The organism is Providencia vermicola (assembly GCF_020381325.1).
Classification (GTDB): Bacteria; Pseudomonadota; Gammaproteobacteria; order Enterobacterales; family Enterobacteriaceae; genus Providencia; species Providencia vermicola.
Genome location: NZ_JAGSPI010000001.1, coordinates 129,100 through 145,182, shown reverse-complemented (window position 1 = coordinate 145,182; position 16,083 = coordinate 129,100). Strand labels below are relative to the sequence as shown.

Genomic DNA, 16,083 nt, shown 5'->3' with positions numbered 1-16,083 from the left:
TTGATAACTTGTAACTTCATGGTGTTGCACTTTATTGCACATCTTTAATTTATCTTCGTGCATACCAAATAGGTTGTGATTGTTTGTGTTGCACTAACTTAATATCTTAGTGACCCCATCCTAGTCAGACTCATATTAAATTAACAAGAAATTAACTATTTTTTATTCCATAAATAGAATCCATATCACAAATGTTAAAATTTTAAGTCAAATTTCAAAATAATTGTTTAATTATTCCCTCAATAACGACATGGTTATAACCATATGAAAAATATATAAAATAAATAATCATAGATTTCATTAATATGATTAATAACCAAAAAACCCGACATGTTTCACATTTCCCTCAGAAATCTCACTTAACAATGTTGCACAAAGTTGCAACATTAAGATAATGTTGTGTAACTTTTCGATTATGACGACCTGTCAACTAGAGGAATTAAGATGAGTAGCACGACAACTATGGGTGTGAGACTTGATGAAGCAACTCGTGAACGCATTAAAAATGCAGCTCAACGACTGGATCGCACATCGCACTGGCTTATCAAGCAAGCTATTTATAATTACCTAGAACAACTCGACAATAACCAAATCATTCCTGAGTTATCCGCCGGTATCGATGCAAAAGAAAATCAGACAGGAGAAGAAGACACCACAGTAGAATCTAATTATCAGCCATTTTTAGATTTTGCAGAGCATATTTTACCACAATCAGTAAAACGCTCTTCAATTACTTCCGCTTATCGCATCCCAGAAACGCAAGCTGTACCAATGTTATTACAACAAGCACAACTGCCAACGGAGCAGGCAGAGGCTGCACATAAACTGGCTTACTCTATTGCAGAAAAATTACGCAATCAAAAAAATGGTGTAGGTCGTTCAGGGTTAGTACAAGGGTTGCTGCAAGAGTTTTCACTTTCGTCCCAAGAAGGTGTGGCATTAATGTGTTTAGCCGAGGCCTTATTGCGTATCCCTGATAAAGCCACTCGCGATGCATTAATTCGTGACAAAATCAGTAACGGAAATTGGCAATCTCACCTAGGGCAAAGCAGCTCAATGTTTGTGAATGCTGCAACGTGGGGCTTATTATTTACAGGTAAGCTAGTTTCTACCCACAACGAAGCTAAACTGTCGACCTCATTAAACCGCATTATCAGTAAAAGTGGCGAGCCACTAGTACGTAAAGGCGTAGACATGGCGATGCGTTTGATGGGGGAACAATTTGTTACAGGCGAAACTATTTCCCAAGCCTTAGCGAACGCACGTAAGTTAGAAGACAAAGGCTTCCGCTATTCCTATGATATGTTAGGAGAAGCTGCGTTAACAGAAAAAGACGCCCAAGATTACATGGTGTCATACCAACAAGCGATCCATGCTATCGGTAAAGCATCAAATGGACGTGGTATTTATGAAGGCCCTGGTATTTCAATAAAACTATCAGCCCTGCACCCTCGCTATAGCCGAGCACAATATTCACGCGTTATGGATGAGCTGTACCCACGCCTACTTTCTCTTGTATTACAAGCACATCAGTATGACGTAGGGATTAATATTGATGCAGAAGAGGCTGATCGCTTAGAAATCTCATTAGATTTACTCGAAAAACTGTGTTTCGAGCCACAACTTGCAGGCTGGAATGGAATTGGCTTTGTTATTCAAGCTTATCAAAAACGCTGCCCATTTGTGATTGATTACATTATCAATTTAGCAGAACGCAGCCAACGTCGTTTAATGATCCGTCTAGTTAAAGGTGCTTATTGGGATAGCGAAATTAAACGTGCACAAATTGATGGTTTAGAGGGTTATCCAGTCTATACCCGTAAGGTGTACACCGATGTTTCATACATTGCTTGTGCTCGCAAATTATTGTCTGTACCAAATTTAATTTACCCACAATTCGCAACGCACAACGCACATACCCTCTCAGCTATCTACCAAATTGCAGGTAAAAATTACTACCCAGGCCAGTACGAGTTTCAATGCTTGCATGGGATGGGTGAACCACTGTATGAGCAAGTCGTCGGGAAAGTGGCAGATGGGAAACTTAATCGTCCATGCCGTATCTATGCCCCTGTTGGTACCCATGAAACGTTATTAGCTTATTTAGTTCGCCGCTTATTAGAAAATGGCGCAAATACTTCATTTGTTAATCGTATTGCTGATGCAACTATTCCGTTAGATGAATTAGTCGCAGATCCTGTGAAAGATGTACTTGAGCTATCTAAAACAGAAGGCCAAATCGGTTTACCTCACCCTAAGATCGCTCTCCCACGTGATTTATACGGCAATGAACGAGTTAACTCTATGGGCCTCGACCTGTCGAATGAGCATCGTTTAGCTTCTTTATCAAGCGCACTGCTCAGCGCGGCTATCCAGCCTAAGCTAGCAGAGCCTTTATTAGGTGGCGAGTTCTCCACAAAAGATAAGCTTCCAGAAGCTCAAGCAATCCTCAATCCTGCATGCCATAAAGATATTGTGGGTCATGTTCGTGAAACGACAGAACAAGAAGCCGATCATGCGTTAAATATCGCCAATGACGCAGGCACAATTTGGTTTGCAACCCCACCATCAGAACGTGCCGCTATTTTATTACGCGCAGCCGATCTCATGGAGCAGCAGTTGCAACCACTACTCGATGTCTTGGTTCGTGAAGCAGGCAAAACCTATTCCAATGCCATCGCAGAAGTCCGTGAAGCGGTAGATTTCTTGAATTATTATGCGACACAAGTCAAAAATGACTTTGATAATAATACCCATCGTCCATTAGGACCTGTGGTGTGTATCAGCCCTTGGAACTTCCCACTTGCTATTTTCTCTGGACAAATTGCTGCTGCACTCGCTGCGGGAAATACTGTACTAGCCAAGCCAGCAGAACAAACACCACTTGTCGGTGCCATTGCCGTTTCAATTCTTCACCAAGCGGGTATCCCGCGTGATGTATTGCAATTTTTACCTGGTAAAGGAGAAACTATCGGAGCCCAGTTAGTTGGTGATAAACGTGTTCGTGGCGTCATGTTTACGGGTTCAACAGAAGTCGCGGGGTTATTGCAACGCAATATTGCTGGTCGCTTAGATGCCCAAGGCCGCCCTACCCCGTTAATCGCAGAAACTGGCGGATTAAACGCCATGATCGTCGACTCTTCCGCATTAACAGAGCAAGTCGTCACAGATGTGGTTGCTTCTGCATTTGATAGTGCAGGCCAACGTTGCTCCGCATTACGTATACTTTGTGTTCAAGAAGATGTTGCCGATAGAACCATACGTATGTTGAAAGGCGCTATGGAAGAATGTCGCATGGGGAACCCAGAACACCTTTCCACCGATATCGGCCCAGTAATTGACCGTGAAGCGAAAGATAATATTGATCAACATATTCAACAAATGCGTAGCAAAGGAAAACCTATTTTCCAAGCCGCATTTGATCATTCTGATGATACAAAAGAACAACATGAGGGCACTTATGTTAAGCCAACATTAATTGAGTTGGAAAATATTAGCGAGCTGAAAAGAGAAATTTTTGGCCCTGTTCTTCATGTGGTTCGTTTCAAACGTGATGAGCTTGATATGCTCGTTGAGCAAATCAATGCAGCGGGTTACGGCTTAACTTTAGGTGTTCATACCCGTATTGATGAAACCATCAACCAAGTCGTCAGCAAAGCCAAAGTTGGCAACTTATATGTCAACCGAAATATGGTTGGCGCAGTGGTCGGCGTGCAACCATTTGGTGGTGAAGGGTTATCAGGTACTGGACCAAAAGCAGGCGGGCCGTTATATCTCTACCGTTTATTAAGTGAACGACCAGAGAATGCCGTGACGAATACGCTTGCACGTCAAGATGAACACTTACCAATGGATGCTAGTGCACGGGCCGAATTACTTGCGCCTTTCGACGCCTTTACTGCATGGGTAGAAAAACAGCAGGCACCTATTGCCCAATCCGTTCTCGAACAATTTACGCGTTATACTCAAGCGGGAACAACTCGACTTTTACCTGGTCCTACAGGTGAAAAAAACACCTATACATTACGTCCTCGTGGCTTGGTTTTATGTATTAGTGACAATGAAAATGACTGCTTAATTCAGCTGGCAGGGGTTCTAGCGGCAGGTTGCCAATCCCTTTGGCCTGATAGCGAAACTCACCAAAAACTATTTAAACTGCTTCCTGAGAAAGTCCGAAAAACCATCTCAATCACCAAGCAATGGCAGGGTTCTAAAGAGCCAATTGAAGGTGTTATTTACCATGGGGATAGCGATCAGTTAAAAGAAGTTTGTGCAGTTATCGCTGAACGTAAAGGGCCAATTATCTCTGTTCAAGGTTTTGAACGTGGCGAGACGAACTTGTTAATAGAACGACTTGTTCACGAACGTTCATTGAGTGTCAATACCGCTGCTGCGGGGGGGAATGCAAGCTTGATGACCATCGGTTAAATACAATAAGGCCTGATTTCATTAATAATTGAAGTCAGGCCTCTTCATTTTTCTTTTCAATTATTTTCATATAATTAATCTTTCGTGTTTTATTCAGGTTAGATATTTATTTTAAACCGCTAAAAACGCAAAAGGTGCCCATAGGACACCAATTTATTAATGAATAGATATTGATTAACCACAAAGTAGGTTATCTACCCTATTCTTATTACTGCACTTTTTCTGATTCCCAGAATAAATATTGTTCATATTTACGTAATGCAATATTGTAATTACTAAATGCTGAGTCTGTCATTTTTTCGCTTAATTGTTCTTGAACTTTACTTGCAGTAAATTCTTTCATTGAAAAATTAGAAGAAGATAACAACTCATCTAAACGGCGTAAGCGAACAACATACTCACGAACGGTACTGTGGCTCATCTCAGTCTGTAAGAATAAATACTGTTTAAATGACATAATATCAAAATAATCAGTATTGCTATTGCAGTAAATCTCACTACAAAAACGACAAAGTGCAGTAAATTTACCTTGCAGCTCTCCCCAAGTTCCTTCATCAACCAATTCAGTCATATCAGCGATAGCTTCTTTATTTAAGATGTCATCGTTGAAAACCAAAGAGATACGATCAAGAGTTTTGTGGCAATGTGCACAATGAGTTTGGCTGTGTTTAAAATCTTTGATGTAACGACTCAGAGGCCGTTTCTTTACAATAGAAGCAGACATAATGGTAAAGCCCTGTGTGTAAGTCTAAAAATAAAATTGTAACAAGATAAACCGAGTTACATACTTGTTATGCCCATAGCATTAATAGAATGTCTGCTATGTTGCATTTAAATACGGGTAAACCCGTATATTATTTTCTCACTTTTTCTTTAGGAGAATGATCCTCCTAAGAATGTAATGTAAGAAAAATTATTGCCCTTTATGGAAAATATTTTACCCCGTCTATCGCTCTTTGGCGAATTTCTAAGGTGAGTCAATTTTGGTACGAATTTGATTTAGCGTCAACCTAATTAACTTAAATTTTGTTAACTCTATACACATAGCGTTAACGAACCTTATAAAGGAAATTATTCATTAGACAGACCAAGAGCCCAGACTTTACCTGATTATCCTATCTTCGTACAAAGAAAATTTGATTTAAAAATCAATATTATAGATATTCAAAGAATTAATTGACAAATATGTGAAGTTGCTCACCTTTTTCATCTATTATTGCATCTTAAATGTACAGATATTAATGCTTAAAATATCTCATAGTTTAGCGTCATTCAGTTTTTGTAAACTTTTTATTACACTTTATAACTATTTTTAAACACCCAACCCTATATACAAAAATGTTATAAATAGTATTAAAAGTGTTATATGGGTTTTAATTGATTTTATTTCGTTCTATATCACACTTTTCAGAGTCTTATTTCTCAATGAGAAATAACTTTACAGAAGTTATCCATTTCAACTTAATGCCAATCTTTACTCTTTTAGTTTTATCTTAATCGAGGCAGTATTGCGCCAATAATGAATACTTTCTTTTAAATAGTGGTTAATACTGTGATTTTTAATGAATTCCCCATAAATAATAAATAATCCAACTACTCATACTTCATAGTGCAATATTATTCACTAACATAGTTATTTTTATAATTACTAATTAAAATATTATTTTAGGATTAGTTACATTTGATATTAAAAACTTCTCTTATATACTTCATTTGCTATATAAATAAATAATTTTAATAAGGTTGATTATGAAAAAGTTAATTTTAGCTTGTGGTATGGGTTTATTGGCACTGACAATCACTGCTTGTTCAGAAGAAGAGAAAAAAGGTGAAGTTGCTGGTGCAACTGAAACTTGTAATGCTTACTTCGCTGAAGTTGATAGCTTAATTGCTAAAGCGTCAGAAAACCCACAAGCAAAAGCTCAGTTAGATGCTATGAAAGGTCAACTAGAAGAAGGTAAAAAACAAGTTGCTGCACTGCCTAAAGACCAGCAAGATAAAGCTTGCCAACAAGGTATTGATGCAATGAAACAAATGAAAACAGCTTTAGGTCTGTAATCGCTTAGATTATTTTAGAATACTGCAGTTTTCCAAGAAAGGGCCCATTTGTGGCTCTTTTTTTATGTAAAAAATGATCACATCTTTCCAGACGTATTAGTCTCACCCATAGATTTTTGCAAGCATCCCTTTCCTCTAACTTATAGAATTAAAAAATTCAAAACACTAAGGAATATATGATGAGCATATCTGTCAATACTATCGTTAAAACCCCCTTCTCATTCAGCAATATCATAAAAACATGCAGTAAATTTAACAGATTAATCAAGAGTATTAAAAACACCAATAGCCCATGTATTAAACTCTGTTTTAATCATAAACACATTGAGTTGGACACACATAACCTACTCAGTAAGCTTAAAGATCATATTTCTGCAAAAACTGACTATGAAACGTTTAAAGAGGAAGAAAGAAAAATTCAAATATTCAGTGCAATTAATAGTGTGATTGATGAAATTCAAGCCATGTATTTGGCTGATCCCCAAAAAAAACTAGCTGTTATAAATTCGGAAGATAAAGGTGTTATTTTTAAAAATGTACAACGCTATTGCGGCCTCCAAGAGTCGGACATACTACTCAACGCATCTCAATCCTTTATTAGGCAACGTATTCAATATGATCCAAATGTAGACAAAGCAATCCAACATTTAAAGATAGATATAGATATAGAAAAGATAGCCACAAACTTAGACATAATAAACGCAGATCGCAAGGCAACAACAAAATATGTTGTCGAGCTGATCAATGATACCGTCTGTAAGGACTTTTATCCTGATATTGATTTTGGCAAAATTAGAGAAAGCGCAGCACAAAGCACACGCCATATATTAGAAAATAAACTATCCCAATATCATTGCAAAAAAATTGATTACTATATCTTAAGGACAGAAGGAACAGCGGTATAATTCAAAAGGAGAACCTTCCTTGGTTCTTCTTTTTATTAATTTATCAATATGTTATAGCCATGTACCAAAGCGCTTGATATAAAATTGTTTCATCAATTGTGCGACAATACAGTAGCTCACTAATGTTAATGCTAACCAAGGGAAATACTCAATTGGTAATGGTTGTAACCCAATCATGGTTCCAAATGATGAAAACGGGATATATAAGCCTAATGCCATGATTAACCCCGTTGTTAGCATCACAGGTAGTGCCGCTGTGCTTTGAATAAAGGGTATTTTTTGTGTTCTTAACATATGAACAACCAAGGTTTGTGATAATAACCCTTCAACAAACCAACCTGATTGGAACAATGCTTCATGAGCCACACTATTTGCTTGGAATACATACCACATCAAAGCAAACGTGGTGATATCGAAAATAGATGAGGTTGGCCCAATCCAAATCATAAAGCGACCAATATTTTTCGCATCCCATTTACGAGGGCGTTTTAAGAACTCTTTGTCCATTTTGTCCCAAGGTAATGCCAGTTGGGAAATATCGTACAGCAAATTTTGTACGAGCAAATGGATCGCTAACATGGGTAAGAACGGAATAAATGCACTAGCAATTAATACGGAGAACACATTCCCGAAGTTAGAGCTCGCTGTCATATTCAGGTATTTGATAATATTACCAAAAGTTTCCCGTCCTTTAATAACTCCCTGCTCTAATACCATTAAATCTTTTTCAAGTAAGATGATATCCGCTGATTCTTTTGCGATGTCAGTACCCGTATCAACGGAAATCCCCACATCAGCATCACGAAGCGCCGGCGCATCATTAATTCCGTCCCCTAAAAAGCCGACAGTATGTCCATTTGCCTGTAATCTTTTTAAAATTCGGGATTTTTGCAATGGCGTCAATTTACAAAAGACGGAAACCTGCTCAACTTTTTGGCTCAACTCTTCATCAGACAACGCTTCAACTTCCAAACCCGTCATGGTTTCACTGATATTTAGCCCAACATCGTGGCAGATTTTTTCCGTAATGATGGCATTATCGCCAGTCAATACTTTGACGGTGACACCATTTTCACGCAGCGCCGCGATTGCAGAAATCGCACTTTCTTTAGCGGGATCCAAGAAAGTTAAAATACCTTGTAGCTCAAGTTGTTGCTCCGCTTGAGCAGATAATGGCAGGCTAGCTTCATGTTCATTTAATGCTCGTGTCGCTAGCAACAGTACCCGAAATCCTTGTCGGTTGTAATCACTCACTAACTCTGTGACTCTTGCTCTTGCTTGCTCATCTAAAACCTGAGATTCACCATTTTGTTGATAACTTTGACAAACAGCGAGCATTTCTTCAGCAGCACCTTTACAGATAAGTAACGCATTTCCCTCTGGCGTCCTTACCGTTACTGATAATTTTCGTCGGATAAAATCGAATGGTAACTCATCAATTTTCTGGAACGCTTTTAATTGTTCAACCTCACTATTTCCTCTTCCGCGGCGAATAATGGCCTGATCCATCATATTTTTGGCACCACTTTGATGGAAACTATTCAGCCACGCGAGTTGCAGAATTTTACTATTTTTCTCACCATTACTATCAAGATAATGCTCTAAAATGATCCTATCTTGCGTTAACGTTCCCGTTTTATCGGTGCAAAGCACATCCATTGCGCCAAAGTTTTGGATAGCATTCAACCTTTTGACAATCACTTTGTGCTTAGACATTGCAATTGCCCCTTTCGCCAAATTTGAACTGACGATCATTGGAAGCATTTCAGGAGTTAACCCTACAGCAACAGCTAAAGAAAACAACGTTGCTTCGAACCAATCACCTTTTGTAAATCCATTAATCAATAAGACAATTGGAACCATAACTAGCATAAAACGGATCAATAGCCAGCTGACACTGTTTACCCCCTTGTCAAAAGAGGTTTGTGCTCGACTACCAACGATTGATTTTGCTAGCGAACCTAAATAGGTTTTCCCACCCGTTGCCACCACGATACCGCGAGCCGTTCCGCTGGTGACGTTAGTACCCATTAAGCAAATATTTGATATTTCAAGTAATTCATTTTCAGTGGGCGATACAGGATCAAGGCTTTTGGCGGAAACATCCCCTAGTGTGTCATATTTCTCTACAGGGATAGATTCACCGGTTAAAATCGCTTGGCTAATAAATAAGTCTCTCGACTCAACGAGTTTTAAATCGGCAGGAACCATATCTCCCGCGGATAAAAGAACAATATCCCCAGGAACTAGGCATTTAATTGGCACTTCTTTACGAATTGAACGCCCTGTTTTATTGTCCCGACGAAACACCGTTGCCGTCGTTCTAACCAAAGATTTGAGCGCTTCAGCGGCTTTATTCGTCCGATATTCCTGCCAAAAACGTAATAAACCACTTAGCAGAACCATCGTAACAATAATGATAACACCCGTTAAATCTGTCTCTTCCCCTTGGCGCTCAGGGATCAGATAGTCCGTGAAAAAGCTGACTAACGCCAACACAATCAGAACAAAAATAAATGGATTTTTAAATGATGAAAGCAGCTGCTTCCAAGCTGGAGGGGCTTTTTCATGAGCAACCTCATTTTCACCCTCAGTCACTAAGCGATCCATCGCTTCATTGTCTGCTAGGCCTAATAAATTGGTTTGATACTCATTTAGCACTTGCTCAATATTTTTACTCGCTTGCTCGCCAACAATAAATTTTTGCCGTGCAGGCGCTTTAACGCTTTTGCGTTGGTGTCTTATTTCAGTCATAACGTTGTCTCTAATACAACACTTGTGTATTTTTACGCTATCCAACTGAAAATAAGGATATTATATCAGTTGGATAGCTCCAAGTTTCGGCTCCATGACGGAGGGTGATCGTCCATTTCGGCTCCTATAGTGAGTTAATTTTTTGCATTCAGGCCGGAAGCTCTGATGCCACTTTCCAATTGATAGCACTTACGCTTTGCTCAAGACTGATTCTGCAAACTAATGCTTCAATCTCTTTTTGCTCAGCGGGTGTTGCCAAAAATTCAGCACAAACCTCAAGTTGTTCTGTTTTTAATGTGTCAGCACTACTTAACGATTGCAGCCGAATATGTAACCCATTAATAGCTTGTAAAATAAGGGTTCTAACTAAAATCTCATCTTCTTGATGGCACATAACGCGGATTTTATAACGTTGTTCAACATCTAAGGCTTGAACTTGGGGCTGCTTATTGATGCGTGAAGCCGCTTCTCGCAATAAAATGTTTGCACATAAAATCAATAAGGTAGCCATCAATGCGAGTGAATATTGCCCCAACCCACATAACACGCCAATCCCTGCGGAACACCATAACGTTGCCGCTGTATTCAGGCCTCGAATATTCATACCTTCACGCATGATGACACCCGCACCCAGAAAACCAATCCCTGAAACCACTTGTGCAGCAATACGACCGGGGCTATCAGGTGATGTCGTGACAGAACTTAAAATAAAGACAGCAGCGCCCGTTGCAACTAATGCATTGGTTCTCAGCCCCGCCATACGCTGACGCCATTGGCGCTCAGCACCAATTAAAGCACCGAGGCACATTGCCGAGACAAGATTTAAAATATCAGGAGTAAAAAGCATAATAATTCCTCCAAAAAATAATTTGGATAATCTTTTATATGCTTAATAAAAAGCACATAGCCATAATTTGAATCAATAAAGATTCAAGAATAATTAGCTATTGCCTGGAGGAAATAGAGAATAAAAATATACAAACATGATACACACTCAATACAATAGTAATAAGCTATTAATTAAATATAGAATAATACTTTGTGTACAATATAAAGGTGTATGTATGATGGGATACATCAGACACCGCCCGCCTTTGTGGCAAGCAGTGAAAAGAAAAGACGATTACTGGCTTGCCGTTAAATTAAGTTTTTATTCCAACTCTGACTGTCCAAGTAATAATCTCCTAAATAATTGATGGGTGGAGTATAGGTGGGCTAATTTACGAAGTAAAGAACAAATTTTTAATAAATTTGAAATTAATTAAAAAACTATTATTCAATTAATGTGACAAACGTGCCTTCGTTGCCTTCTTTTTCATTAAAAAACCAAATACCTTCAGGGTAATCAGGTAATGCAATTAAATACATCACACCTTCATTAAAAGGTTCGATAAGTAATATTGTTCCTTCTCGTCGCTCTTGCCCATCTGTTTTCACATAAACACGATCATTAATATTCATGACATCTATCTTCCAACAAAATAATATTAATCATAAATGTAACGCATACGAAAAAGCCCGTCATTAAAAATGACGGGCTTTAGAAAATCAGTTAAGCAATTAGCTTAGATAGCAGTTACGTTAGCAGCTGCTGGGCCTTTTGCACCGTTTTCAATGGTGAATTCAACTTGCTGGCCTTCTGCCAGAGTTTTGAAACCATTGCCCTGAATGGCAGAGAAGTGGACGAAAACGTCTTTGCTACCATCAGCTGGAGTGATGAAACCGAAGCCTTTAGACTCGTTGAACCACTTAACTTGACCTTTCATTTTGTCGGACATTTGACTTTTCCTATATAACATCAAAAAAACTTGCCTTTTTGGCATATACGGGCCAGAGTCAACTATTTAATCAGGGAAACACCAAGATGCAGCGTCACGGTCAAAGGCTATCTGTGATAACTTTCTTCTTTAGAACACACTAACTCAGTAATCATACATCAAATAGGACTGCTAAACAGGCCGACCTACATTAACTCATGACTTTAAGATAATAGCAACTATTTTATACATTCAATCCATAAAAAGGTGCAGTTTTTTCGACTATGTCACTTTTATCCGTCATAATGTTAACAAAAACACTGCATTTAGTTGATAATTTAAAGAAAAAATTTAATTACAAGGCAAAAAAACCTTTTATTGTCAGTCAGAATTATCTGATCTCATGACAATCTGCATTAATATTTTTTTTAACTGATATATAACAATCTTGAGTCCTCGTGATACTCTGCGAGTATAGATTCAATATCTGACAGAGAGTTATCACATGGATATTATCAAACAAATACTTGTCGAAGATTTAGATACCATCAATAAACGTGAAAATCGTGATGGCAAACCGTATTTCAATAGCCAGTTCCTCGCAAACCACCCTTACTTATGTATTGGTATGATTGCAGCTTATATTCCGTTAGCCGTTATTCTTTGGTATGCGCCGTATTTTGGCCCATATTGGACGTTGGGTATTACTCTGTTATTTATTATTTTAGCTAGCGTATTACTTTTTGATATTAAGCCAGTCTATCATTTCGAAGACATTGGCGTGTTAGATTTACGTGTTTGTTATAATGGCGAATGGTTCGTGACTGAACCTGTTTCTGAAAACGCAATTCGTAAAGTCCTTGATTCCAATGAAGTCAACCAAACAATTAAACAAGAAATCACCCGTCTAATTGCATTAAAAGGCATGATCTCGTTTTACGATATTTATCATGTAGTTTACCCCGAAGTTTCTACACCAGTACAAGGTAAACTGGCCGCACAAAATTAATGCAATATCAATTGGCTAGCATGAAATTCAGCCACATTGAGCAGTGATTGAGCAGTTGAGTTTTTTTTCAATTTTTATCGTTGACAGTCCGAGGTGATATCGTTAATATTCGCCTCGTTCTTAGGAACAAAGCAATTCCTCCATAGTTCAGTCGGTAGAACGGCGGACTGTTAATCCGTATGTCGCTGGTTCAAGTCCAGCTGGAGGAGCCAAATTTAAAAAGCCCGCTTAGTGCGGGCTTTTTGCTATCTTACATTCTCCCTATTTAACGCATAAATCTCTTTTTTTATTCCTAAATCTCATTATAGCTGTCTATCCCCCGCATTTAGTTAAAATCAGGTATTTAGGTACAGATAATCACCAGTTTGTCTATTTAACACCCACTTGACGATTTTTTTAATTTTTATGCTTTACAACGGGAAACAGGATGGGTAATATGCGCCTCGTTCTCAGGAACAAAGCAATTCCTCCATAGTTCAGTCGGTAGAACGGCGGACTGTTAATCCGTATGTCGCTGGTTCAAGTCCAGCTGGAGGAGCCAAATTTAAAAAGCCCGCTTAATGCGGGCTTTTTGCTATCTAACATTAACTAACCCATCATTCTTTTTCTAGAAAAAATTGCTTAATCGTTTGACGTAGCCATTGGTGCGCGGGGTCCCTATCCAGACGAGGGTGCCATGCTTGCACAATAAATATGGACTCCAGCTCAATAGGTAGTTCTATCTCAACAAGTGGCAAATTGATGCTTTTCACCCCTTGTAATACATGGCGTGGTAACGGCAAAATATAATCAGACTTCATTGTTAGCATCATAGCGGAATGAAAACTGGGTAACGTCAATGCCACCTTGCGTTGCAATTTCAAATCACGCAATGCATCATCAATTGGCCCTAAAGTCCGTCCCCTTCGTGAAACACTAATATGCGGATAATGCGTTAACGTTTCAGGTGTTACGTTACCAAGAATTGGGTGCCCAGGACGCACTAGCGCTTGAAACGTGCTCGTAAATAAGCTCTGAGCTTTAATTTCAGGGTGCCAATCCCGTGATGAACCAATAACCAAATCCACTTTGCCACTACGCAAGGAGTCATCATCTGTATCACTTTCTGCGATAAAGGTTAAACTACTTCGTGGTGCCAACTTACGTAATGTTTCTAATAACCCCCCACCTAGTGCCCCAATAAAAATATCATTCGCACGTATGACAAATGTTCTTTCAAGGGATTCGGGATGAAACAACTCATCAGGTTCAATAAGAGCTTGAGCTTGAGCTATAATTTCTGCCAATTGTTGTTTTAACTCTAATGCTCTGGGTGTCGGAACCAATTTTCGCCCTGCCCGCACGAGAATAGGATCATTAAATTGTTCACGAATACGGCCTAAAATGCGGCTCATCGCAGGTGCACTTAAATTCATTTTTTCGGCAGCACCGCTCACACTTCCTTCCTCCAGTAATAAATTCAGCGCATAAATTAAATTAAAATCTATTTTCTGTGGCATATTTTCCCCGTCCCACGGATTGCATTTTTTGCAATAAATTAATTACATCATTTCATTTTAAACAATCAAGTAAAATTTAGATACTACTGCTGAAATTGATAGAACAATTATTGAAACAGCAGGAGTTTGAAATGGTTGATGCGTCTATTACGCAACCTCAAAAAAACAAATGGATAGCCAGTGCAGGCGAGATCAGTGGCCGCACATGGATGGGGCTATTTGGTGTTTTTTTAGCGGTCATGGCGAGTGGCGTGGGAGAAAACGCCAGTAAATTCGCCCTTGGCGACATCCAAGGCGCAATGGCTCTAAATATAGATACAGGAAGTTGGTTAATCACCTGCTATGTCACAGGTTTTGTTATTGGTTCGGGTTTTACACCCTGCTTTTGGCCCACTTTTTCATTACGCCGTGTAGCCTTAGTGATGTGCTCAATTTATCTATTGGGCGGATTAATTACACCTTGGTTAGGGGATCACTACACATGGTTGTTAACCATTCGCAGCTTGCAAGGCTTCGCGGGTGGTGCTTTACCACCGATGTTAATGACCGTTGTACTGCGCTTTATGCCCCCTCTAATTAAGGTGTTAGGGTTAGGTGCTTATGGGTGGGTTTCCGCGTGGAGTGCCACCTTTGGTGCAACCGCCGCCGCATTTGCATTTCACTGGGGATGGAGTGGTTATTTTTATTGGAATTTACCCTTAATGGCCATTGCAACCATTTGCATTGGCTATGGTTTACCACAAGACCCTCTTCGCTTAGAACGCCTTAAACAATTTAATTGGCGTGGTTTAATCCTTGGGGGAAGCGCCTTAGCCATGCTAACCGTAGGAATATCCCAAGGAGAACGTTTAGATTGGCTTAATTCCTCACTCATTTATGTCTTATTAATTGGTGGATTGGGGCTACTTGCACTGTTTCTTATTAATGAATGGTATCACCCATTGCCATTTTTTAATTTGCAACTGCTCGGCAAACGAAATCTTTCATTTTCATTAATTACGTTGGGTGGGGTTCTATTGATTATGGTTTCACTAGTCAATATTACCTCTGGTTATTTATCCGCAATCCAAGGATATCGGCTCGAACAGACCTCAGACATGATGCTGTGGGTATCACTCCCCCAACTAATTACGTTGCCTATCGTTGCGATCATTTGTAATACCCCAAAAGTGGACTGCCGCTGGGTATTGGCGATCAGCCTGTTATTAATGGCAGCGGCATGTGTGCTTGCATCACAACTGACCCCTGATTGGCATGGAAATAATTTTAAAACTATTTCTCTACTGCAAGCAATTGCTCAACCCATGGCCGTTATTCCATTGCTGATGATGGCAACTGGGGGACTTTTACCGACCGATGGCCCTTTTGCCGCTGCGTGGTTTAACGCAGTCAAAGGCTTTGCAGCAACAGCTGCAGGTGGTGTTATTGCCCTGTTAAGCCGCCAGCGGGGGGATTTTCATTCAGGCGTAATTGCCGATGGCTACGGAACAGCATATCGCACAACCTCTGAGTCTATTGGAGAGCTGACCCAGCTTGCCTCTAGCCAGGGATATGTGCTGGCTAGTGCTGATCTTTATATGTTGGTTTCAGGCTTAGCGCTGTTGTTAACAGGGCTGATCGTTGTGATGCCAACTCGAATTTATCCGCCACGGTCTGTGGCCGCGGCTTAGTTA

Annotated in this window: 11 protein-coding genes and 2 tRNA genes; 7 read left to right on the top strand and 6 right to left on the bottom strand. The window is 39.5% G+C overall.

Annotation, left to right across the window (positions count from 1 at the left end; genetic code table 11):
• Positions 1–444 precede the first annotated feature (444 nt).
• The gene (gene putA / locus KDJ85_RS00600; RefSeq protein ID WP_225817979.1) at positions 445–4,428 is read left to right on the top strand and encodes a trifunctional transcriptional regulator/proline dehydrogenase/L-glutamate gamma-semialdehyde dehydrogenase; all 3,984 of its coding nucleotides are present in this window, start codon (positions 445–447) and stop codon (positions 4,426–4,428) included.
• A gap of 208 nt (positions 4,429–4,636) precedes the next feature.
• Here the strand turns inward: putA and fliZ are convergent, their stop codons facing one another.
• Entirely contained in the window at positions 4,637–5,152 is a 516-nt protein-coding gene (gene fliZ / locus KDJ85_RS00595) for a flagella biosynthesis regulatory protein FliZ (RefSeq protein WP_206086740.1), read from the bottom strand.
• Positions 5,153–6,177: 1,025 nt separating this feature from the next.
• Between fliZ and KDJ85_RS00590 the strand changes: the two genes are divergently transcribed.
• On the top strand, positions 6,178–6,486 hold the full coding sequence (locus KDJ85_RS00590) for a DUF5339 domain-containing protein (RefSeq protein WP_102139566.1): 309 nt from the start codon (positions 6,178–6,180) through the stop codon (positions 6,484–6,486).
• A gap of 179 nt (positions 6,487–6,665) precedes the next feature.
• Complete coding sequence (locus tag KDJ85_RS00585) at positions 6,666–7,391, top strand: hypothetical protein (protein WP_225817977.1); 726 nt, start codon at positions 6,666–6,668, stop codon at positions 7,389–7,391.
• Positions 7,392–7,442: 51 nt separating this feature from the next.
• On the opposite strand, the gene mgtA is transcribed toward KDJ85_RS00585, so the two are convergent.
• From mgtA to cspE, 4 genes are all read right to left on the bottom strand, one after another.
• Positions 7,443–10,145 carry a magnesium-translocating P-type ATPase gene (gene mgtA / locus KDJ85_RS00580; RefSeq protein WP_263974608.1) on the bottom strand — a complete coding sequence of 901 codons (2,703 nt, stop codon included), beginning with the start codon at positions 10,143–10,145 and terminating at the stop codon, positions 7,443–7,445.
• 148 nt (positions 10,146–10,293) lie between these two features.
• Positions 10,294–10,992, bottom strand: a complete 699-nt coding sequence (locus tag KDJ85_RS00575) for an MgtC family protein (protein WP_219249123.1) — start codon at positions 10,990–10,992, stop codon at positions 10,294–10,296.
• Positions 10,993–11,417: 425 nt separating this feature from the next.
• On the bottom strand, positions 11,418–11,606 hold the full coding sequence (dsrB, locus tag KDJ85_RS00570) for a protein DsrB (RefSeq protein ID WP_206086736.1): 189 nt from the start codon (positions 11,604–11,606) through the stop codon (positions 11,418–11,420).
• A gap of 104 nt (positions 11,607–11,710) precedes the next feature.
• Complete coding sequence (gene cspE / locus KDJ85_RS00565; protein WP_004909801.1) at positions 11,711–11,923, bottom strand: transcription antiterminator/RNA stability regulator CspE; 213 nt, start codon at positions 11,921–11,923, stop codon at positions 11,711–11,713.
• Positions 11,924–12,407: 484 nt separating this feature from the next.
• Between cspE and KDJ85_RS00560 the strand changes: the two genes are divergently transcribed.
• The 3 genes from KDJ85_RS00560 to KDJ85_RS00550 all read left to right on the top strand — a co-directional run bounded on the left by KDJ85_RS00560 (position 12,408) and on the right by KDJ85_RS00550 (position 13,452).
• Positions 12,408–12,911, top strand: a complete 504-nt coding sequence (locus KDJ85_RS00560; RefSeq protein ID WP_225817975.1) for a YlaC family protein — start codon at positions 12,408–12,410, stop codon at positions 12,909–12,911.
• A 136-nt stretch (positions 12,912–13,047) separates the two neighbouring features.
• Positions 13,048–13,123 (top strand) — tRNA-Asn (locus tag KDJ85_RS00555).
• A 253-nt stretch (positions 13,124–13,376) separates the two neighbouring features.
• Positions 13,377–13,452: transfer RNA gene (locus KDJ85_RS00550), tRNA-Asn, on the top strand.
• A gap of 55 nt (positions 13,453–13,507) precedes the next feature.
• Here KDJ85_RS00550 and KDJ85_RS00545 read toward each other — a convergent pair.
• Complete coding sequence (locus tag KDJ85_RS00545) at positions 13,508–14,410, bottom strand: LysR family transcriptional regulator (protein WP_225817973.1); 903 nt, start codon at positions 14,408–14,410, stop codon at positions 13,508–13,510.
• 131 nt (positions 14,411–14,541) lie between these two features.
• On the opposite strand from KDJ85_RS00545, the gene KDJ85_RS00540 reads away from it, so the two are divergent.
• Positions 14,542–16,080 (top strand): MFS transporter, encoded by a 1,539-nt coding sequence (locus KDJ85_RS00540; RefSeq protein ID WP_225817972.1) that lies wholly within the window; start codon positions 14,542–14,544, stop codon positions 16,078–16,080.
• Positions 16,081–16,083 lie beyond the last annotated feature (3 nt).

Bases quoted from the DNA above. Each gene is read 5' to 3' on its own strand.
- putA (WP_225817979.1), top strand. From the start codon at position 445: ATGAGTAGCACGACAACTATGGGTGTGAGACTTGATGAAGCAACTCGT.
- fliZ (WP_206086740.1), bottom strand. From the start codon at position 5,152: ATGTCTGCTTCTATTGTAAAGAAACGGCCTCTGAGTCGTTACATCAAA.
- KDJ85_RS00590 (WP_102139566.1), top strand. From the start codon at position 6,178: ATGAAAAAGTTAATTTTAGCTTGTGGTATGGGTTTATTGGCACTGACA.
- KDJ85_RS00585 (WP_225817977.1), top strand. From the start codon at position 6,666: ATGAGCATATCTGTCAATACTATCGTTAAAACCCCCTTCTCATTCAGC.
- mgtA (WP_263974608.1), bottom strand. From the start codon at position 10,145: ATGACTGAAATAAGACACCAACGCAAAAGCGTTAAAGCGCCTGCACGG.
- KDJ85_RS00575 (WP_219249123.1), bottom strand. From the start codon at position 10,992: ATGCTTTTTACTCCTGATATTTTAAATCTTGTCTCGGCAATGTGCCTC.
- dsrB (WP_206086736.1), bottom strand. From the start codon at position 11,606: ATGAATATTAATGATCGTGTTTATGTGAAAACAGATGGGCAAGAGCGA.
- cspE (WP_004909801.1), bottom strand. From the start codon at position 11,923: ATGTCCGACAAAATGAAAGGTCAAGTTAAGTGGTTCAACGAGTCTAAA.
- KDJ85_RS00560 (WP_225817975.1), top strand. From the start codon at position 12,408: ATGGATATTATCAAACAAATACTTGTCGAAGATTTAGATACCATCAAT.
- KDJ85_RS00545 (WP_225817973.1), bottom strand. From the start codon at position 14,410: ATGCCACAGAAAATAGATTTTAATTTAATTTATGCGCTGAATTTATTA.
- KDJ85_RS00540 (WP_225817972.1), top strand. From the start codon at position 14,542: ATGGTTGATGCGTCTATTACGCAACCTCAAAAAAACAAATGGATAGCC.